General features: G+C 66.0%; 21 protein-coding genes. 17 read left to right on the top strand and 4 right to left on the bottom strand.

Annotated features, from left to right (window positions below; genetic code table 11):
- A partial coding sequence (locus tag VFT73_RS05345; RefSeq protein ID WP_326409130.1) for an O-methyltransferase occupies positions 1-653 on the top strand: 653 nt, incomplete at its 5' end.
- Here VFT73_RS05345 and VFT73_RS05340 read toward each other — a convergent pair.
- Entirely contained in the window at positions 650-2,476 is a 1,827-nt protein-coding gene (locus VFT73_RS05340; protein ID WP_326409129.1) for a DUF885 domain-containing protein, read from the bottom strand. The genes VFT73_RS05345 and VFT73_RS05340 overlap by 4 nt on opposite strands.
- 31 nt (positions 2,477-2,507) lie before the next feature.
- The gene (locus tag VFT73_RS05335) at positions 2,508-3,242 is read right to left on the bottom strand and encodes a DUF72 domain-containing protein (RefSeq protein ID WP_326409128.1); all 735 of its coding nucleotides are present in this window, start codon (positions 3,240-3,242) and stop codon (positions 2,508-2,510) included.
- 2 nt (positions 3,243-3,244) lie between these two features.
- Between VFT73_RS05335 and thiE the strand changes: the two genes are divergently transcribed.
- Positions 3,245-3,907 carry a thiamine phosphate synthase gene (thiE, locus tag VFT73_RS05330; RefSeq protein WP_326409127.1) on the top strand — a complete coding sequence of 221 codons (663 nt, stop codon included), beginning with the start codon at positions 3,245-3,247 and terminating at the stop codon, positions 3,905-3,907.
- On the opposite strand, the gene VFT73_RS05325 is transcribed toward thiE, so the two are convergent.
- Positions 3,904-4,086, bottom strand: a complete 183-nt coding sequence (locus VFT73_RS05325) for a hypothetical protein (protein ID WP_326409126.1) — start codon at positions 4,084-4,086, stop codon at positions 3,904-3,906. The genes thiE and VFT73_RS05325 overlap by 4 nt on opposite strands.
- A 186-nt stretch (positions 4,087-4,272) precedes the next feature.
- On the opposite strand from VFT73_RS05325, the gene VFT73_RS05320 reads away from it, so the two are divergent.
- Genes VFT73_RS05320 through VFT73_RS05305 form a run of 4 tightly spaced genes read left to right on the top strand, consistent with a single transcriptional unit; the run spans position 4,273 to position 7,250 of the window.
- Entirely contained in the window at positions 4,273-5,253 is a 981-nt protein-coding gene (locus VFT73_RS05320; RefSeq protein ID WP_414712793.1) for a L,D-transpeptidase family protein, read from the top strand.
- A 4-nt stretch (positions 5,254-5,257) separates the two neighbouring features.
- Positions 5,258-5,839, top strand: coding sequence for a M23 family metallopeptidase (locus tag VFT73_RS05315; RefSeq protein WP_326409125.1), 582 nt, complete (start codon positions 5,258-5,260; stop codon positions 5,837-5,839).
- A gap of 39 nt (positions 5,840-5,878) precedes the next feature.
- Entirely contained in the window at positions 5,879-6,442 is a 564-nt protein-coding gene (gene efp, locus VFT73_RS05310) for an elongation factor P (protein ID WP_326409124.1), read from the top strand.
- A 7-nt stretch (positions 6,443-6,449) separates the two neighbouring features.
- Entirely contained in the window at positions 6,450-7,250 is an 801-nt protein-coding gene (locus tag VFT73_RS05305; protein WP_326409123.1) for an inositol monophosphatase family protein, read from the top strand.
- Between the two features lie 159 nt (positions 7,251-7,409).
- Here VFT73_RS05305 and VFT73_RS05300 read toward each other — a convergent pair whose 3' ends face one another.
- Entirely contained in the window at positions 7,410-9,035 is a 1,626-nt protein-coding gene (locus VFT73_RS05300; RefSeq protein WP_326409122.1) for an MFS transporter, read from the bottom strand.
- Positions 9,036-9,174: 139 nt separating this feature from the next.
- Here VFT73_RS05300 and ndhC point away from each other — a divergent pair, with 139 nt between their 5' ends.
- The 11 genes from ndhC to nuoH all read left to right on the top strand — a co-directional run bounded on the left by ndhC (position 9,175) and on the right by nuoH (position 19,378).
- Positions 9,175-9,552: an NADH-quinone oxidoreductase subunit A gene (gene ndhC / locus VFT73_RS05295; protein ID WP_326409121.1), complete on the top strand. Its 378-nt coding sequence runs from the start codon at positions 9,175-9,177 to the stop codon at positions 9,550-9,552.
- A complete protein-coding gene (locus VFT73_RS05290) occupies positions 9,543-10,094 on the top strand; it encodes a NuoB/complex I 20 kDa subunit family protein (protein WP_157027488.1) in 552 nt (183 codons plus the stop codon). Before ndhC ends, VFT73_RS05290 begins: the two co-directional genes overlap by 10 nt.
- Positions 10,095-10,218: 124 nt before the next feature.
- Complete coding sequence (locus tag VFT73_RS05285; RefSeq protein WP_326409120.1) at positions 10,219-11,118, top strand: NADH-quinone oxidoreductase subunit C; 900 nt, start codon at positions 10,219-10,221, stop codon at positions 11,116-11,118.
- A gap of 95 nt (positions 11,119-11,213) precedes the next feature.
- A complete protein-coding gene (locus VFT73_RS05280) occupies positions 11,214-12,449 on the top strand; it encodes an NADH-quinone oxidoreductase subunit D (RefSeq protein ID WP_326409119.1) in 1,236 nt (411 codons plus the stop codon).
- On the top strand, positions 12,446-12,670 hold the full coding sequence (locus tag VFT73_RS05275) for a hypothetical protein (RefSeq protein WP_326409118.1): 225 nt from the start codon (positions 12,446-12,448) through the stop codon (positions 12,668-12,670). The genes VFT73_RS05280 and VFT73_RS05275 overlap by 4 nt, the downstream gene beginning before the upstream one ends.
- Complete coding sequence (locus VFT73_RS05270; RefSeq protein WP_326409117.1) at positions 12,663-13,334, top strand: NAD(P)H-dependent oxidoreductase subunit E; 672 nt, start codon at positions 12,663-12,665, stop codon at positions 13,332-13,334. The genes VFT73_RS05275 and VFT73_RS05270 overlap by 8 nt, the downstream gene beginning before the upstream one ends.
- Before the next feature lies 1 nt (position 13,335).
- Positions 13,336-14,634 (top strand): NADH-quinone oxidoreductase subunit NuoF, encoded by a 1,299-nt coding sequence (gene nuoF / locus VFT73_RS05265; RefSeq protein ID WP_326409116.1) that lies wholly within the window; start codon positions 13,336-13,338, stop codon positions 14,632-14,634.
- A 48-nt stretch (positions 14,635-14,682) separates the two neighbouring features.
- Positions 14,683-15,345, top strand: coding sequence for a hypothetical protein (locus tag VFT73_RS05260; RefSeq protein WP_326409115.1), 663 nt, complete (start codon positions 14,683-14,685; stop codon positions 15,343-15,345).
- 78 nt (positions 15,346-15,423) lie between these two features.
- On the top strand, positions 15,424-16,095 hold the full coding sequence (locus VFT73_RS05255) for a hypothetical protein (protein WP_326409114.1): 672 nt from the start codon (positions 15,424-15,426) through the stop codon (positions 16,093-16,095).
- Between the two features lie 144 nt (positions 16,096-16,239).
- On the top strand, positions 16,240-18,243 hold the full coding sequence (gene nuoG, locus VFT73_RS05250) for an NADH-quinone oxidoreductase subunit NuoG (protein WP_326409113.1): 2,004 nt from the start codon (positions 16,240-16,242) through the stop codon (positions 18,241-18,243).
- A 94-nt stretch (positions 18,244-18,337) separates the two neighbouring features.
- Entirely contained in the window at positions 18,338-19,378 is a 1,041-nt protein-coding gene (nuoH, locus tag VFT73_RS05245; RefSeq protein ID WP_326409112.1) for an NADH-quinone oxidoreductase subunit NuoH, read from the top strand.
- The last annotated feature ends 404 nt before the right edge of the window (positions 19,379-19,782 follow it).

The raw sequence follows: 19,782 nt of genomic DNA, 5'->3' as shown, positions 1-19,782 counted from the left end.
AGTGGTCCGCAGTCGATGACTATATCGCGGGCCACCTGCTCGGGGACGACCCAGTGTTGGACGCGGCGCTGGCTGCCAATGCCGCCGCCGGGCTGCCTGCGATCGACGTGTCGGCGGTCCAGGGCAAGATGCTCCATCTGCTCGCGCGCGGCATGGGAGCGCGACGGATTCTCGAGGTGGGCACGCTGGGCGGTTATTCGACCATTTGGCTCGCACGGGCGCTGCCCGACGACGGCCGGCTGGTCACGCTGGAACTCGATCTCCACCACGCCGAGGTCGCACGCGCCAATCTCGCTCGCGCCGGCCTTGGCGACAAGGTGGAGGTTCGCGTCGGCCCCGCCGCCGAGACGCTCGACGCGATGATCGCGGATGCCGAGGCGCCCTTCGACTTCATCTTCGTCGACGCGGACAAGGAAGGCTATCCCGTCTATCTGCGCGCAGCGATGCGCCTGTCGCGACCGGGCACGATGCTGGTGTTCGATAATGTCGTGCGTGAAGGCGGCATCCTCGATCCCGACCACGCGGATCCGCGCGTGCAGGGCACGCGTGCCCTGTTCGACGCAATGGCCGCTGAACCGCGCCTCAGCGCCACCGCCGTGCAGACGGTGGGCGCCAAGAAGTGGGACGGTTTCGCGCTGGCGGTCGTCGGTTAGGCCGCTTTCTTCGCCGCGACATAAGAGTCGATCGCGGTCGCGAGCACGGTCAGCGGCACCTGCCCGGCCTGGATCACCGCGTCGTCGAAATCCCGGACATCGAACTTCGCGCCGAGCTCGGCCTTGGCCTTGTCGCGCAGGCGGACGATCTCGGTATGGCCGACCTTATAGCCGCAAGCCTGGCCCGGCGACGCGCAATAGCGGTCGACCTCGCTGGTGCACGCGGCGCGCGAACGGCCGGTCGTCGACGTCAGATAGTCGATCGCCTGCTCCCGCGACCAGCGTTTGGCGTGCAGGCCCGTGTCGGTCACCAGCCGGGACGCGCGGAAACGGAGCGCCTGGTACATGCCGAGGCGGCCGAAGGGATCGTGTTCGTAGAATCCGAGCTCATCGACCAGCTGCTCGGCATAGAGCGCCCAGCCCTCGGTATAGGCGTTGAAGCCGAGCAGGTTGAACAGCAGCGGCACGTCCTCCTTGTGCTCGGCGGCATAGGCGAACTGCCAGGTGTGGCCGGGAATGCCTTCGTGCGCCGACAGCGACGGGATGGTGAAACGCGGCCAATTCGCCGTATCGCTGAGGTTGATGTAGTAAATCGACGGCCGCGAGCCATCGAGTGAGCCGGGGTTCATATAGCCGAGCGCGGCGCCCGCCTCGATCGCCTTCGGCACGCGCTTCACGATCAGCGGCGCCTTCAGGTGCATGTTGGAAACGCGCGGCAGCAACGCGCGCAGTTGCTCGATCTTGCTGTTCACGAACGCGACTGCCTCTTCCTTGCCCGCGTCGGTGTTGGGGAAGAGCTGCTTCGGGTCCTCGGTGAGCGCGGCCAGCCGCTCGCCGACCGTTCCCTGGCTCATGCCCTGCGACTTCAGCACGGCATCCATCTTGGCGTCGAGGTCGGCGCCCTGGTCGAGGCCGAGCTGATGCACCTGTTCGGGCGTCATGTCGGTGCTGGTCGCGTTGCGCAGCTGCCAGGCATAATAATCGGCGCCTTTCGGCAGCTTCCACACGCCGGCATCATGATTGGCCTTGGCGCGAAGGGCCGTGACGGTCGCGATCTGCCGGTCGAGCGCCGGGTAGACCCGGGTTTCGACGATTTTCGTCGCGCGCGCTTCCCAGTCGCCGGAAATGTTCTTCTCGCGCGTGCGGCGGGCGAGCGATGCGACCACGCGCGCCTGCGCCGCCGGAACCGCGCGCAGCTCCTTCAGCTGGGTGAGAGCGGTGTCGAGGATGAAGTCCGGCGCGATCACGCCCAGCCCCGCGTCGTGGCTGACCTGATCGGTTTCCTGGTTCAGCACACGGCCCCATTCACCCAGGCGCGACAGATAGGCTTCGGCATCGGCCGATGTCTCGATCTGGTGCATCGTGTCGAGGAAGGTGGGCAGCGACTGATACGACCCGTCCTGCTGGCTGATCACATAAGGCGAGCCGCCGCCGAACGTGCCGACCGAACCATAGGCGAACTGTCCGCCCGCCGCGCCGATCTCCAGCGGGTAGATGACGGCTTCGCGCAGCAAGCGGTCATGACCGTGGAGCGACGCCGGATCGACCGTCTGAATGATGCGCAGGTAGCGAGTCGCGTCGGCGATGGCCTTGGCGCGGGCCGCTGGGGAGGCGTCGCTCAGCTTCGCCTTTGCCCAGGCATATTCGCCCTTGTCCATGCCGAGATAGGTGAGCGCTTCCGGCGAGGTCTTCAGATAGTCGGCCGCGATCTCATCCAGCTTCTGCTTCAGCTGCGGGGCGATGGCTGCCCAGGCGGGACGGGCCAGGTTGACAAGACCCAGGGCCGTGGTGCCGGCCAGGAAATCGCGGCGATGGAGCTTCACGTCATCTCTCCTACATAGGTTAGGGAGACGCTTAGGAAGCGCGGGGCGACTCCGCAATGCGGCGCTTGAGCGCGGTCGCGTCTGCAATCGCGTCGCCATGAATGTCGTTGTTGAAAAAGGCCCAGACCGACCGTCCCTTCGCTTCTTCGGCGAGCATCCACTCGGCCCATCCGGCGAGCGCGTCTTCGGCGTAGCGGCCATGATATTTGCCGGCCGTCCCGTGAAACCGGACATAGGCGACCGGGCCGGTCGCCGCGCGCTGGGTCGCAAGACCGGGGAAGTCGTGGGCGCAGAAGCCGACGCCGGCCTCGTCCAGCATCGTCAGCACCTCGTCCGCCAGCCAGCTGGGCTCGCGGAACTCGAATACGTGATTCAAGTCGCGCGGCAGCAAGGCGAGGAAGCTCTCAAGCCGTTCGCGATCGAAACGCCAGTTGGGCGGCAGCTGGTACAGGATCGGGCCAAGGGCAGGCCGCAAATGCCGCGCCCGCGCGACGAACTCGGCAATGCTTTCGTCGCAGTCCTTCAGCTTGCGCATATGGGTGATGAAGCGCGGCGCCTTGACCGCGTAGCAGAAGCCGGGCGGCGCCTGATCGCGCCAGGCGGCGAACGTCTCCGGCGCCGGGCGCCGATAGAAGCTCGCGTTGATCTCCACCGTATCGAAATGCGCGGCATAATGGACGAACCAATGCTTGACGGGCAGGCCCTCGGGATAGAACACCCCGCGCCAATGCCGGTAGTTCCAGCCGGAGCAGCCGATACGGATCATCCATGTCCAACGAGTCTTTCGCCGAACTGTTCGCCGAGCGTGAAGAACGCGGGCCCTGTCAGCTTTACCTGATCTCGCCGCTAGAGGTGGGCGGCGCCTTTCCCGACCGGCTGGCGCGGGCGTTGGATGCGGCGCAGGTCGCGGCATTCCAGTTCCGCGTAAAGGGTGTGGACCAGCATCAGGCTGCCGCGCTGGCGGAGCCGCTGCAGCGCATCTGTGCGGAGCGTGACGTCGCTTTCATCGTCAATGACTCGATCGCTCTCGCCAAGCGGCTGGGCGCGGATGGCGTGCATCTGGGGCAGGAGGATGGCGACCCGCGCGAGGCGCGGCGCGTGCTCGGGCCGGGGGCGCAGATCGGCGTGACGGCCCATGACAGCAAGCATCTTGCGATGGAAGCGGGGGAGGCGGGCGCCGACTATGTCGCGTTCGGCGCCTTCTATCCGACCACGACCAAGGAGGTTCGGCACCGGCCGGATCCGTCGATCCTCGGCTGGTGGTCGACCATTTTCGAGCTGCCCTGCGTCGCGATCGGCGGCATCACGCCCGACAATGCCCGCCTGCTGATCGAGGCGGGCGCCGACTTCCTTGCCGTCTGCGGAGCAGTGTGGAATGCGGCCGAAGGCGAAGCGGAGGCGGTGCGCCGGTTTACTGCGCTGTTCGCCTAGGCGGCGTGCGGCGGCCGCTTCGAGTCGTTGGCGAACAGGAAGCGTGCCTCGAACTGGTCCGGGCTCGGACAGCCGGCCGGCCGGTAGCTGCCCCCCACTTCGCTGACACCGCGCTCGCCGAATTTGCCGGCAGCCGGCGGCAGCGGCTTTGAACGGATCGGCTCGACGCGGTCTGGCACAATAAGCTCCTGCGCGGCCGCATACGCGCGCTGGGCATGACGGTATTGCACAGAAGCGACGAAAACGACGGGACGGTCGACGAAGCCGCGCCCAAGGCGGTCATTTCCCATCCGGAAAGAAATCCCCGCCCTCGCGTTTGACCTGGATCGGCAGGGAGTAGCGCAGGCGTGAAACGAGTTTTTGGAATGGCGGCGCTGGCCGCAGTGGCGGCCGCGGCAGCGGCGCAAGCGAGCAGCGAAAAGGCGGAGCCTTCGATCGATCGGACGGTGATGCACGTGCAGGTGATCCTCGACCGACTGGGCTTTTCGCCCGGCGTCATCGACGGGATGGAAGGCGAGTCGCTGCGGCTCGCGCTGCGCGGCTTTCAGGAGGCGAAGGGGCTGGAACCGACCGGCAAGATCGATCAGCCGACGCTCAGGGCACTCTACCCGTATCGCGCGAACCGGCCGACCGTTGTGGCGAAGATCGCCGCAAGCGATGTCGCGGGCCCGTTCGTCAATCCGATCCCCGACGATCCGGAGGCACAGGCCAAGCTGCCCTGCTTCTGCTACCGCACCGCGCTCGAGAAGCTGGCGGAGCGGTTCCACACCACGCCGGCGACGCTGGTTGCGCTCAACAGCCCCGACACACCGCTGAAGGCAGGGCAGCCGATCGTCGTGCCCGGCGCGATCCCGACCTCGCGCGAATATTCGGGTGTGAAGGATGCCGCGTGGCGGAAGACGCTTTCCAGCCTGAACGTCGATGCGAACCAGCCGCGGGGCGACCGTATCGTCGTCGACAAGTCGGACGGCGTGCTCCGCGTCTATGCCGGCGACAAAGTGGTCGCGCAGTTTCCGGTGACGATGGGGTCCACGCACGATCCGCTGCCGATCGGCAGCTGGAAGATCACGACCTATTCGTACAACCCGAAGTTCCACTACAACCCGGACCTGTTCTGGGACGCGGAGGCGGGCGACGAAGAACAGCTGCTGCCGGCCGGCCCCAATGGCCCTGTCGGGGTCATCTGGATGGACCTGACCAAGGAGCATTACGGCATCCACGGCACGTCCGAGCCCCAGACGATCGGCCGGACCGAGAGCCATGGCTGCATCCGCATGACCAATTGGGATGCGGCGCGGCTGTCGCTGATCGTCAAGCCCGGCACCCCCGCCATCTTCCAGGAGTGAGCATGTGAACAGGTTCGGCTGGTTCCTTCTGCTGATTTTCATTCTCCTTGGCGTCGGCTTCGCGCTGATGCTGAGGCCGGCGAGCGAGCAGCCGGCGCCGAGCCCCACGCCGACCGCGCCCGCAACGCCGGTTCAGACGAGCTCCGGGCTCATCATCCCCGTCGCGGGGGTGAAGCCGGAGCAGCTGACCGACACCTGGGGCCAGAGCCGCGGCGGGGGCTCGCGCGAGCATCACGCGATCGACATCATGGCGCCGCGCGGCACGCCGGTGATCGCGGCCGCGCCGGGCCGGGTCGAGAAGATCTTCGAAAGCGACAATGGCGGGCACACCGTCTATGTGCGCAGTCCGGACGGATCGACCGTCTATTACTACGCGCATCTGGACGCCTATCGGCCTGGCCTGGCCGAAGGACAGCAGGTCGCGACCGGCGAGCAGATCGCGACGGTCGGCTCGACCGGCGACGCCAGCCCCGATGCGCCCCACCTCCATTTCGAGATCAAGCGCATGGCCGCGGGCGAAGGCTGGTGGCAGGGGCAGGAGGTGAATCCCTACCCGCTGCTTGCCGGAGAGGCTGCCGCCCGCTAAGGGCCGCGCCACTTTCCAGTCTTTCTCAAGGTCCGACACATGAAGATCAGCGGCGTGGACATTCGTCCCGGCAACATCATCGAATATGAAGGCGGCCTGTGGCGCGCCGTGAAGATCCAGCACACCCAGCCGGGCAAGGGCGGCGCCTATATGCAGGTCGAGATGAAGAACCTCATCGACGGCCGTAAGACCAACGTCCGTTTCCGCTCCGCCGAAACCGTCGAGCGCGTGCGGCTGGACACCAAGGACTTCCAGTTCCTGTTCCGCGACGGCGATCAGCTGACCTTCATGGACAAGGACACCTACGACCAGATCACGCTCAGCGCCGACATGCTGGGCGACGAGGTCGCGTTCCTGCAGGACGGCATGGACGTGGTGCTGGAGCTGTACGACGAGCGCCCGATCTCCGTGCAGCTGCCCGACACGATCGAAGCGACGATCGTCGAGGCCGATGCGGTGGTGAAGGGCCAGACCGCGTCGTCCAGCTACAAGCCCGCGGTGCTGGACAACGGCGTCCGCGTGATGGTCCCGCCGCACATCGCCAGCGGAACCCGGATCGTGGTCGACGTGTATGAGAAGACCTACGTCCGGCGGGCGGATTAATTAGCCAATGCCATCCCATTCCGGCCTTCTTACCGTCATGGAGCGCGCGGCCCGCAAGGCGGGGCCGCGGCTGCGGCGCGACTTCAACGAGGTCCAGCACCTCCAGGTCTCGCGCAAGGGGCCGGCCGACTTCGTGTCGATGGCCGACCAGCGCGCCGAGCGGACGCTGTTCGACGAGCTGAAGAAGGCGCGGCCGGACTGGGGCTTCCTGCTCGAGGAAGCGGGCGAGATCGAAGGCGATCCGGCCAAGCCGCGCTGGATCGTCGATCCGCTGGATGGCACCTCCAACTTCCTGCACGGCATTCCGCATTTCGCGATCTCGATCGCGGTGCAGGAGCCGTCGGGCGAGATCACCAGCGGACTGGTCTACCAGCCGCTGACCGACGAGAGCTTCTGGGCCGAAAAGGGCAGGGGCGCCTGGCTGCAGGACCAGCGCCTGCGCGTCTCATCCCGCCGCAACCTGGACGAAGCGCTGATCGCGACCGGCATCCCGTTCAAGGGGCATGGCGACATGGGCCAGTGGAGCCGCATCTTCGGCGCGGTCGCGGGCGAAGTCGCCGGCATCCGCCGCTTCGGCTCCGCCGCGCTCGACCTCGCCTGGGTCGCGGGCGGCCGCTATGACGGCTTCTGGGAAGCGGGATTGAAGCCCTGGGACGTCGCCGCCGGCATCCTGCTGGTGCGCGAAGCGGGCGGCTTCGTCACCGATTTCCGTGGCGGCGACCGCGCGATGGAACGCAGCGAATTCCTCGCCGCCAACGACGCGCTGCACTCCCGCCTGCACAAGCTGTTGGCCGGCGCGCTGCGCTGACCTGGACGAGTTGAACGTCCTGGCCGACATTGATGACATTCACATGGATTCCGGAACATTTCCGCTTTTCCGGAAGGCGTCCGAATGCCGATCGATTCACCGTTGAGAAAGAGCCGGCGGCACCATGGCATAGCGGCGGCCGTGTAGGACAGGATTTCCTCACGCCGCCTTGTCGAGCCGCTTCAGCAGCTCGTCGAACGCGCGATCGTTCGCCGGCGCGCTGAAGGCCGATTCCAGCAGCGCATGCATCGCCGCGATCGGCGGCGGGGCCGGGCTGACATGCTTTTCGTCTTCGTAGACGTCTTCCAGCAGCAGCCGGTCGCGTTCGCGTAGCTTGATCAGGTCGCCGCCGGGGAAGCTGACCGCGAGGCGCAGGCCGGCGACCGACGACGCATTGCGGAGCGTCCGGCGCGCCGAGGTGAAGATGTGCTGCACCACTTCGCGCCGTTCGACCGCGCCGGGTTCCTCCACCGCCGACAGCCGGTGCAGACTGTAGAGGCCGAGCAGCGCCGACAGCAGGAAGAAGAATTCCCAATGCGAGAAGGTGATGCCGAGCAATTGCTCGACGCCTGACGGGCTGAACCAATTCAGCGACAGCTCCAGCCGGCGACGCGCGAAAAAGTCCGCGGCCCAGCCGCCCACGATCGGCGCGGAGCCGGCGGCGAGCGCGCTGACCAAAGCGTTGGTGGCCATGAAGCTGGTCGCAGCGCCCGAGGGGCTGAGCTTCATCACCATGTTGCCGGCGGCGAGGCCGACGCCGGCGCCGCTGGCGCCCATCAGCACGTGCAGCAGGATCAGGTAGGCGGCGCGTCCACCGTCGGCGGGCACGTCGCTGGCGAACGCCATCGCGGCGACGCAAAGGATGTAGAGCGGGGTCGCAACCGCCAGCGTCGACTTGTTCGCGAAGCGGTCGCTGATCCGGCCCCATTGGCGGACGACGGCGATGTTGGCGAGCTGGCTGATCACGGTCAGCGCGAGCACGAAGCTGAGACTGAAGCCTAGGGCGCGCACGAAATAGACCGTGAAGAAGGGCGTCGCGAGATTGACCGCGAATTGCCAGCTGGCGACGTAGCGGAGCAGCTTGCGGAAATTGGGCTGGCGCAGCGGCTCCAGCAGCAGCCGGTGCAGCGGCGCGCCGACGCTTTCCGCAGCCATTACGGGTTCGGGGACCTGAGCAAGGGCCGAGGTGCTGATCAGGCCGAAGATGAAACCGGCGATGTAGAGGCCGCTGAAGATCAGGTTGCCGATAGCGTGCGAACCTTCCGCCCAGCCGAGCGCAATCGCCGCCGCGACGGTGGCGGCCGCGCTGACGATGGTGCCGTAGACGCCGCGGCGCGACGAGAAATGGCCGAGCCGATCGGGCGGGATCAGGTCGCGGATCCAGCTGTTCCAGCTGCACGCGGACGCCGCGTTGAGGCCGTAGTGGAGCAGCGCCGCGCCGAGCAGCACGGCCGCCGCGACTCGCGGCTGCGGGATGAAAGGCACGGCCGCGTAGACCGGCAGGGCGAGGCGGGCGGTGAAGACGCCCGCGACCGAGATCAGCTTGCGCCGGCGCCAGCGCTCGACCAGCTTCACCGTCGGTGCCTGCAGCACCTGGGTGAGCAGAGGGATCGCGGCGAGCAGGCCGATTTCCACCGTCGACGCGCCGATGTGCAGCGCCAGCGCCAGCAGCACGACGCCGCTGTTCAGCGCGCCGATCGCGGTCGCCGCCGCCGCATCGATCATCAGGAAGCGGATGCCGCGCGCGCATTCCTGCGCGCTGATCGTCGGCTGAGGCTGGAGCATGCGGGGTGAACCGGCGAGGGCGAACAGGCGTTCCCTTATCCGGCCGCTAAGGTGTTGCGTCGCAAACGCCTCCGGCCTAGATGCCCGCGCAAGTCCGCTGCGCGTGTCTCGCGCGGCGCGCACCTGACGGAGTTATGTGATGGCGTCGGTCGCCGCCGGCTATTTGCCGATCCTGTTGTTTCTGGGCGTGGCGCTGCTGCTGTCGAGCGCGTTCGTCTTCCTGCCGATGATCGCGGCGCGCTTCACCGGATCGCACAAGCCGAACCCGGAAAAATTGAGCGAATATGAGTGCGGCTTTCCGGCGTTCGAGGACAGCCGCAGCCAGTTCGACGTGCGCTTCTACCTGGTCGCGATCCTGTTCATCATCTTCGACCTTGAGGCGGCGTTCCTGTGGCCCTGGGCGGTTTCGGTGTTCAGCGTCGGCTGGGCGAGCTGGATCGCGATGATGATCTTCCTCGGCGAATTGATCCTCGGCTACATCTACGCCTGGAAGAAGGGAGCGCTCGAATGGGAGTGATGCTGAGCCCGGCCGAGAACGTCTTCCCGCCCGAAGGCAAGCTTCCCGACCAGAATTACTTCAACGACCTGAATGCCGAGCTGGGCGACAAGGGCTTCCTGGTCACCACGACCGAGGACCTGTTCCAGTGGGCGCGGACCGGCTCTTTGTGGTGGATGACCTTCGGCCTCGCCTGCTGCGCGGTCGAGATGATCCACGTCAACATGCCGCGCTATGACCTGGAGCGGTTCGGCGTCGCCCCGCGCGCGTCGCCGCGCCAGTCCGACGTGATGATCGTCGCCGGCACGCTGTGCAACAAGATGGCCCCGGCGCTGCGCCGCGTTTACGACCAGATGTCGGAGCCGAAATACGTGATCTCGATGGGATCGTGCGCGAACGGCGGCGGCTATTACCATTACAGCTATTCGGTGGTGCGCGGATGCGACCGGATCGTGCCGGTCGACATCTACGTCCCCGGCTGTCCGCCGACCGCGGAGGCTTTGCTGTACGGCATCATGCAGCTGCAGCGGAAAATCCGCCGCGAAGGGACGATCGAGCGGTGAGGTCGCAGGTGCAGTATTTCCGCTCGTCCCGAGCGAAGTCGAGGGGCGCAGCCCCCAAGTCCGGGAAGCGCCCCTCGACTACGCTCGGGACGAGCGAGCTTGGGTGCGGGCTTTGGGTGCGCGCATGCTGAGCCCCGCTCCCCGCCAGGCCTCCAACGAAGGCGTGATCGCGGCGATCGTGCCGGCGCTGGGCGATGCGCTGATCGAGGCGGTGGAGCGCGTCTATGAGGTGACGTTCACGGTCGAGCGTGATCGCATCGTCGATGTGCTCAGGACGCTGCGCGATCAGTTCGATTATCAGCAACTGATGGAGATCGCTGGCGTCGACTATCCCGCGCGCCCGGAGCGGTTCGAGGTGGTGTATCACCTGCTGTCGCTGACCAGGAACCACCGCGTGCGCGTGAAGGTCTCGACCGACGAGGAGACGCCGGTGCCGAGCGTGACCGGGCTGTGGCCGGTCGCGGGCTGGCTGGAGCGCGAAGTATACGACATGTACGGCGTGCTGTTCGACGGCAACCAGGACCTGCGCCGCATCCTGACCGATTACGGCTTCAAGGGCTTTCCGCAGCGCAAGGACTTCCCGCTGACCGGCTATGTCGAGCTGCGCTATTCCGAAGAGCATAAGCGCGTGATCTACGAGCCGGTGACGCTGGCGCAGGATTTCCGCGGCTTCGACTTCACTTCGCCCTGGGAAGGCGCGGACTATGTGCTGCCGGGCGACGAAAAGGCTTCGCCCGAAGCCAAGGGCGCGCCGACGCCGCTGACCGCCGACCAGATCGCGAAGGCAGGCACGGTGAACGTTACCGACAAGCCGCCGGTCGAGCAGGCGAAGACCACCGAGCACCCGGGCCAGACCGGCGCCGGCCAGTCGCATCCGGGCAACCAGCCGGGCGAGAAGCCGGTCCAGGCCGACGGCAAGCCCGCCGAGCCTCCGGCGGAAGCGAACAAACCCGAGACCGGCGAGCCGGTGCCGCCCAAGACGGCTCGGAAGCCGCGAAAGAAGCCGGAGGCGAAGAATGACTAAGCTCCGCTGTGCTCCGGCGAAGGCCGGAGCCGTGCTCCATCTTCGCAGCGTAGCGCCGCAGCGCTCCGGCCTTCGCCGGAGCACGGGAGTGGCACATGGCTGATGCCCTCGACCTGATCGACGGCCGCGAGGCCCTGCAGCCAGACACGCCCGGCGACATCGACATCCAGAATTACACGATCAACTTCGGCCCGCAGCACCCGGCCGCGCACGGCGTGCTGCGCATGGTGCTGGAGCTGGACGGCGAAATCGTCGAGCGCGTCGATCCGCATGTCGGGCTGCTCCACCGCGGCACCGAGAAGCTGATCGAGAACAAGACGTACCTGCAGGCGTTGCCCTATTTCGACCGGCTCGATTACGCATCGCCGATGAGCCAGGAGCACTCTTACGTGCTCGCGGTCGAGAAATTGCTGGACCTCGAAGTGCCGCTTCGCGCCCAGTATCTGCGCGTGCTGTTCGCGGAGCTGACGCGGATCAAGAACCACACGCTGAACCTCGGCTCCCATGTGATGGACGTCGGCGCGATGACGCCGAACCTGTGGCTGTTCGAGCTGCGCGAAGACTTGATGCAATTCTACGAGCGGGTGTCGGGCGCGCGGATGCACGCGGCCTGGTTCCGCCCCGGCGGCGTCCACCAGGACGCGCCGCTGGCGCTGCTCGACGGCATCGGCGAATGGGCCGAGAAGCGGCTGCCGCGGCTATTCGAGGACGCGATCAGCCTGGTCGCCGACAACCGCATCTTCAAGCAGCGCAACGTCGATATCGCGACCGTGTCGAAGGAAGACGCGATCCGCTGGGGCTTCTCCGGCCCGATGATCCGCGGCTCCGGCATCCCGTGGGACCTGCGCAAGTCGCAGCCCTATGACGCCTATGACCGGGTCGAGTTCGACGTGCCGGTGGGCACCCGCGGCGACTGCTACGACCGGTTCATGGTGCGCGTGGAGGAAGTCCGCCAGTCCGCGCGGATCATCAAGCAGTGCCTGAACGATATGCCGACAGGGCCGATCGCGAGCCTCGATCGCAAGGTGGTGCCGCCCAAGCGCGGCGAGATGAAGCGATCGATGGAAGCGCTGATCCACCACTTCAAGCTCTACACCGAAGGCTTTCATGTGCCGGCGGGCGAAGTCTATGTCGCGACCGAAAGCCCCAAGGGCGAGTTCGGCGTGTACCTGGTCTCCGACGGCACTAACAAGCCCTGGCGCTGCAAGATCCGCCCGACCGCGTTCAGCCACCTCCAGGCGATGGACTTCATGACGAAGGGCCACATGCTGGCGGATGTGACCGCGATCCTGGGCGCGATCGACATCGTGTTCGGCGAGTGCGACCGGTGAGTGCGTCCTTCGATCACAAGTTGCTGCGGGCGAACCAAGCCGTCGGCGCGCTCGCTGTCCTGCTTCTAGCTTCGACCTTTGTCGCGCCCCGAGCTTGGGACTGGCCGCTGTTTTACGCCTTCTGTGGCGTGATGCTGGTTCTTGCCGGGATTGTCGTGCTCACAAAATTCCGTTCCGCAAAGATCTGGTTCGCAAAATTGATGGGCCACACGAATGGCTGACGCAGTTCAAATTCCCGACGAGGCCGAGACCCGCGCGCGCTGGGGCAATTTCGCCTGGACGGCGGCGAATGCCGACGCCGCGAAGGAGATTATCGGCCGCTATCCGCCGGGGCGGCAGATGTCGGCAGTGATGCCATTGCTCGACCTTGCCCAGCGGCAGGTCGGGGCCGAGACGAATACGCAAGGCTGGCTGCCGATCCCGGTGATCGAGTTCGTCGCGCGCGCGCTCGATATGCCGTTCATCCGCGCCTATGAAGTCGCGACCTTCTACACCATGTACAATCTGGCGCCGGTCGGCCGCTATCACGTGCAGGTGTGCGGGACGACGCCGTGCCAGCTCCGCGGATCCGACGACGTGATGCGCGCCTGCCATGACCGCGGCATGAAGAAGGGCGCGACCACGGCGGACGGGCTGTTCACGCTGTCCGAAGTCGAATGCCTGGGCGTCTGCGCGAACGCGCCGATGGTGCAGATCAACGACGACAATTACGAAGACCTGGATTACGACCGCACGCTCGCCGTGATCGACGCGCTGGCGAAAGGCGAGACGCCGGAGCCCGGCTCCACGATCGGCCGCCGCGCGAGCGTGCCCGAGGGCGGACCGACCACGCTCAAGGAGATGGTCGACGAGAACCACGATTACCGCGGGGAATGGGCGGCCTGACATGCTGCAAGACAAGGACCGCATCTTCACCAACCTGTACGGCTATCAGTCGTGGCACGTCGATGCCGCGATGGCGCGGGGGGATTGGGATGGCACCAGGGCGCTGATGGCGCGCGGGCAGGACGCGATCATCGACGAAGTGAAGGCGTCCGGCCTGCGCGGGCGCGGCGGCGCGGGCTTTCCGACCGGGATGAAGTGGAGCTTCATGCCCAAGGAGCCGAAGCCGGGTAAGCCGAACTTCCTGGTCATCAACGCGGACGAATCCGAGCCCGGCAGCTGCAAGGACCGCGAGATCATCCGCCACGATCCGCACAAGCTTGTCGAAGGCGCGCTGATCGCGGGCTTCGCGATGCGGGCGCGGGCCGCCTACATCTACATCCGCGGCGAATATATCCGCGAGGCCGAAGTGCTGTTCGCGGCCGTGCGCGAGGCCTACGATAAGGGCTTCCTGGGCAAGAACGCCTGCGGCTCCGGCTATGACTTCGACGTGTTCGTCCACAGAGGAGCGGGCGCCTATATCTGCGGCGAAGAGACCGCGATGCTGGAGAGCCTGGAAGGGCATAAGGGCCAGCCGCGCCTGAAGCCGCCGTTCCCGGCGGGCGCGGGCCTTTATGGCTGCCCGACCACGGTCAACAACGTCGAATCGATCGCGGTGGTGCCGACCATCCTGCGTCGCGGCGCTGCCTGGTTCGCCAGCATCGGCCGGCCGAAGAACGAAGGCACCAAGCTGTTCCAGATCAGCGGCCATGTGGTGAAGCCCTGCGTGGTCGAAGAAGCGATGAGCATCCCGTTCCGCGAGTTGATCGAGAAGCATTGCGGCGGCATCCGCGGCGGCTGGGACAATCTGCTGGCGGTGATCCCCGGCGGATCGTCGGTGCCGTTGGTGCCGGCGCACGAGATCATCGACTGCCCGATGGACTTCGATGCGCTGAAGGACCTGAAATCCGGCCTCGGCACCGCCGCGGTGATCGTGATGGACAAGTCGACCGACGTGGTTCGCGCGATCAGCCGCCTCAGCTATTTCTACACGCATGAAAGCTGCGGCCAGTGCACGCCGTGCCGCGAAGGCACCGGCTGGATGTGGCGCGTAATGGAACGGCTGCGCACCGGCGAGGCGGAGATCGAGGAAATCGACACGCTGCACGAAGTGACCAAGCAGGTCGAAGGCCACACCATCTGCGCGCTTGGCGATGCCGCGGCTTGGCCGATCCAGGGCCTTATCAGACACTTCCGCCCCGAACTGGAACGCCGTATCGTCGAGCGGCGGGGCGAGTCGAGCTTCGCGCAAGCGGCGGAGTAAGCGTTGGTAACAGGGGCAAGGGGGCGCCGGCTGGTCTGCGGCGCAGTGTTGGCGGCCGCGATCTGCGCGCCAGCGGAGGCGCAGGAAACCGGCACGCTGATCCAACGCAAGGCCGCGCAGATCCAGGATCGCGGCAAGAATGCGGCTCGTTTGACAATGGAGTCGTTCGCGGAATGTCTCGTGTCGCGGTCGCGCGGCCGGGTGACGAAGTTCGCCGGCATGCGGGTCGACGATCCCGGCTATGGCAAATATCTGCGGAGCCTGTTCGATGCCGCGGGCGACGCGTGCCTGAGCGGCGGGCAGCTTCAGTTCAATTCGATGGTGTTTCGCGGCACGGTGTTCCAGGCGCTCTACGCGGCTGAATTTCCGACCTCCTCGGCGCCAGTCGACTTCTCGGCGCTGCCATCCAGCGGCTATCGCGACCGGTATGGCGGAGAAGTGCCGCCGGCCGCCCGCAACGCGATCGCGCTCGAGCAATTCGGCGAGTGCGTCGCCCGCGCGGACGGCGCAGGCGTTCGCGCGCTGCTGGGGGCCAACGCCAATTCTTCGGACGAAACGGCGCGCTTCAATGCGCTGGTTCCCCGATTCAGCGCCTGCATCCCCAAAGGCGAGACGCTCGCTTTTTCCAAGATCGTCCTGAAAGGGGCTCTGGCGGAAGGGATGTACTGGCTGTCCAAGGCCGCTGAAGACAGCGCAGCGGCGGCTCCCTGACGCCTCTTTTCATTCGGCTTTTCCAAGCGCATGATGCTGCGGCATCGGGCGCCGGGCGCTCCGTATATGGAGGGTGACATGGGGAAGCTTCTGATCATTGCCGCCGCGGTTTCGGCCGTGTCCTTCGCGACGCCGGCGCTGGCGGACAGCGACAGCCCGGGCGAGGCCGGCGTTCAGATCGGCAAGTGCATCGTCAAGGCGGATCGCAGCGCGGCGATCTCCATGCTGAAATCGCTGCCGCTGACCGGCGACGAGGTCGACTGGTCGTCCGTGCCGATGGGCAATGCGGCAGAGTGCCGGACGGCTGAGAATACCGAGGTTACCGTCAGCGCGCTGCGCGACGGGATCGCCGAGGAGCTCTTCAAGCGCGATTTCGTCGAATATGGCGTGCAGCCGCAGCGTGCGATCGTCGATCTCGCGAAGTTCGACCTGCCGGTCGAAAAGGATACGATGGGCGCCGAGGACCCGACCAAGACGCTGTTTCTGACCGCCGATTGCGTCGCGCGCAGCAACCCGAACGATACCGAGCGGCTGATCAAGTCCGATCCCGGCTCCGGCCAGGAAATGAAGGTGTTCCAGCTGCTCGGGCCGTGGCTGTCGGCCTGCCAGGGCACGTCCAAGATGGCCTATGGCCGCACCGAGCTTCGCAGCGCGATCGTGCAGGCGGCATATCATGTGTCGCAGCGCTATTGGGCGGGCGACATGACCTATGCCGGGCCGGCGTTCCGGCCCGAGGGCGTTCGTCCCTAAATCCGATTGCTTCGAGCGAAGTCGAGAAGCCGTTTCTCGATTTCGCTCGAAACGAACGCAGATTGTTTGCAGCCGCCACGGCTCTCATCCCTTGCGCCGCGCCCCTTACGGCGTCTAGAGGCTCGCCCCGGAGCCTAGTTTCGTATGCCTAAACTCACCGTCGACGGGATCGAGGTCGAAGTCCCACAGGGCGCGACCGTCCTTCAAGCCTGCGAAGCCGCGGGCAAGGAGATTCCCCGCTTCTGCTATCACGAGCGGCTGGCGATCGCCGGCAATTGCCGCATGTGCCTGGTCGAGGTGAAGCCGGGGCCGCCCAAGCCGCAGGCCAGCTGCGCGCTGCCCGCCGCCGACAATCAGGAAGTCCGCACCGACAGCCTGATGGTCAAGAAGGCGCGCGAAGGCGTGATGGAGTTTCTGCTCATCAACCACCCGCTCGACTGCCCGATCTGCGATCAGGGCGGCGAGTGCGACCTGCAGGACCAGGCGATGGCCTATGGCCGCGGGTTCAGCCGGTTCGACGAGAACAAGCGCGCCGTCACCGACAAATATATGGGCCCGATCATCAAGACGTCGATGAATCGGTGCATCCAGTGCACGCGCTGCGTGCGCTTTGCCGAGCAGGTGGCCGGCGTCGAGGAAATCGGCGCGATCGGCCGCGGCGAGAACATGCAGATCACGACCTACCTGGAAAAGACGCTGACCAGCGAGCTGTCCGGGAACGTCGCCGATCTGTGCCCGGTCGGCGCGCTGCTGCAGAAGCCCTACAGCTTCGAGGCGCGGCCGTGGGAGCTGAAGAAGACGCCGTCGATCGACGTGCACGACGCGGTGGGCTCGAACGTCCGCCTCGACAGCCGCGGGCGGCAGGTGATGCGCGTGCTGCCGCGCATCAACGAGGACGTGAACGAGGAGTGGCTGTCCGACAAGTCGCGCCATGCGATCGACGGCATGGTCCGCCGGCGCCTGGACCGCGTGTTCGTGCGGCAGGGCGGCAATCTGCAGCCGTCGAGCTGGGAAGACGCGTTCGCGGAGATTGCGAAGCACGCCGACGGCTCGATGGCGGCGATCGCGGGCGACCTGATCGACTGCGAGACCATGTATGCCGCGAAGGCGCTGCTGAGGTCGTTCGGGTCGGAGCTGCTCGAAGGGCGGCAGACCGGCATGGATTATGACTGTTCCAGTCTCGCCGCGATCAATTTCAACACGACCATCGCCGGGATCGAGGAGGCTGACGCGATCCTGCTGGTCGGCACCAACGTCCGGCTGGAAGCGCCTTTGGTCAACACGCGCATCCGGAAGGCGGTGCGGCGCGGGGCCAGGGTGTTCGCGATCGGGCCGGAAATCGACCTGACCTACAAGGTCGAATGGCTCGGCAACGATCTCGGCCTGCTCGGCAAGCTGCCGCAGGCGGCGGCGGACGCGTTCGGCGCAGCGGAACGGCCGGCGGTGATCGTCGGCGGCGGCGCGCTGAAGGCAGGCGCGCTCGGCGCCGCGCTGGCGCTGGTCAAGTCGCTGAACCTGGTCCGTGAGGGCTGGAACGGCTTCAACGTGCTGCACATGGCGGCGAGCCGGATGGGCGGCGTGATGCTCGGCTATGCGCGGAAGGGCGGCATCGCCGACATTCTCGCGGCCAGCCCGAAGCTGACTTTCTTCCTGGGCGCCGATGAAGTCGACTTCTCGACCTTCGACAAGAGCTTCAAGGTCTATGTCGGCCATCATGGCGACAAGGGCGCGCATCACGCCGACGTGATCCTGCCGGCGGCTTCTTACGTCGAAAAGAGCGGCACGTTCGTGAACCTGGAAGGTCGCGTGCAGGTCGCGCAACAGGCGGTGTTCGCGCCGGGCGAAGCGCGCGAGGACTGGAAGATCTTCCGGGCGCTGTCCGAAGTGCTCGGCAAGCCGCTGCCGTTCGATACGCTCGCCGAACTCCGCGCGGCGATGGTGGCCGAAGTGCCGGCGCTCGGTCTGGACGGTGCGATCGCGCCGACGGAGTGGAAGGTGCCGAAGCTGCCGGCCAAGGCCTCGGGCCCGGTCGGCTATCCGATTTCCGACTTCTACATGACCAACGCGATCTGCCGCGCGAGCCCGACGATGCAGCGTTGCTCGGCCGAGATCGTTCACGGCCAGGAATTCGCGGAGGCGGCGGAATGAACGCGTTCGCTTCGTGCCCCTGCGAAAGCAGGGGCCCATGCCTCCCAGCCCGTGACTCTGGACCCCTGCTTTCGCAGGGGTACGGGAGCGCTCTATGACCGACTTCTTCGCCTCATACCTCGGCTATGAAGCCGGGTGGTTCGTCGCCACGCTGATTGGCATTTTGCTGATCGCGCTGCCGCTGATGCTGGCGGTGGCGATGATCATCTATGCGGACCGCAAGATCTGGGCAGCGATGGCGTTGCGCCGCGGGCCGAACGTGGTCGGACCTTGGGGGCTGCTGCAGAGCTTCGCCGACGGGCTGAAGGTGTTCCTGCAGGAAACGATCATCCCGACTGCGGCGAACCGCGGCCTGTTCCTGCTGGCGCCGATCATCACCTTCACGGTCGCGCTGATCGCCTGGGCGGTGATCCCGTTCGGGCCGGGCATGATCCTCGCCGACATCAATGTCGGCCTGCTCTACATCCTCGCGGTCTCTTCGCTGGGCGTTTACGGCGTGATCATCGCCGGCTGGTCGTCCAACTCGAAATACCCGTTCTACTCGGCGCTGCGCGCGGCGGCGCAGATGGTCTCTTACGAAGTCTCGATCGGCTTCGTGCTGATTTCGGTCGTGCTGTGGGCGGGGACGTTCAACCTGCAGGGCATCATCGATGCGCAGCGGGGCCTGTACGGCTTCGTCAATGGCTTCGGCTTCAACCCGCTGCTGTTCCCGATGTGGGTGGTGTTCCTGATCTCCTCGATGGCCGAGACCGCGCGCACCCCGTTCGACCTGACCGAGGCTGAAAGCGAGCTCGTCGCCGGCTATCAGACCGAATATTCGTCGATGGCATTCGCGCTGTTCTGGCTGGGCGAATATGCCAACGTGCTGCTGATGTGCGCGCTCAACGCGGTGCTGTTCTGGGGCGGCTGGCTGCCCCCGGTCGACTGGGCGCCGCTCTACGCCGTGCCGGGCATCCTCTGGCTGTTCGCCAAGATCTTCTTCTTCTTCTTCGTGTTCAGCTGGGTAAAGGCGACGGTGCCGCGCTACCGCTACGACCAACTGATGCGGCTGGGCTGGAAAATCTTCCTGCCGCTGTCGCTGTTCTGGATTTTCCTGGTGTCCGGATTCCTGATGCTGACGAGGTATGGGGCGTGAGCCGAGGCCTTGGTCTTTGCTTAGCAATCTTGCTTCCGATTGCTTCCCCGGCCGCCAGCGCAGGCACGCGTTTCGTCTGTACGATGACGGTTGATCGTGACCCGCCAACTGGGCGTGATACGAATGTCGCTGAGCTACCACTCCCTGCAACCTGGACGGTTTCGCTTGTTGTGCCTGCGTCAGTATCGAGTGCTGAAGACCTTCCGTCTAAAACGCCAGCAACGCTTGATGATGGCTACCTGCACCACACAGCAGAGCTAAATTTACTAGGTCCTCCGCCCGGCTTCAGTTTCATCACAGAGCAGCGAGCGGACGGCGTTCTACGCGCGGGAACATATTATCTCGTGCCTTGGGACCGACCACGAAATGACGTACTCTTCGTGGAATATCTTCGAGCTGTAATT

Origin of the sequence: Sphingomonas sp. (genome assembly GCF_035758555.1) — a bacterium.
Lineage (GTDB): Bacteria > Pseudomonadota > Alphaproteobacteria > Sphingomonadales > Sphingomonadaceae > Sphingomonas_B.
This window is presented reverse-complemented; position numbering and strand designations above follow the sequence as displayed.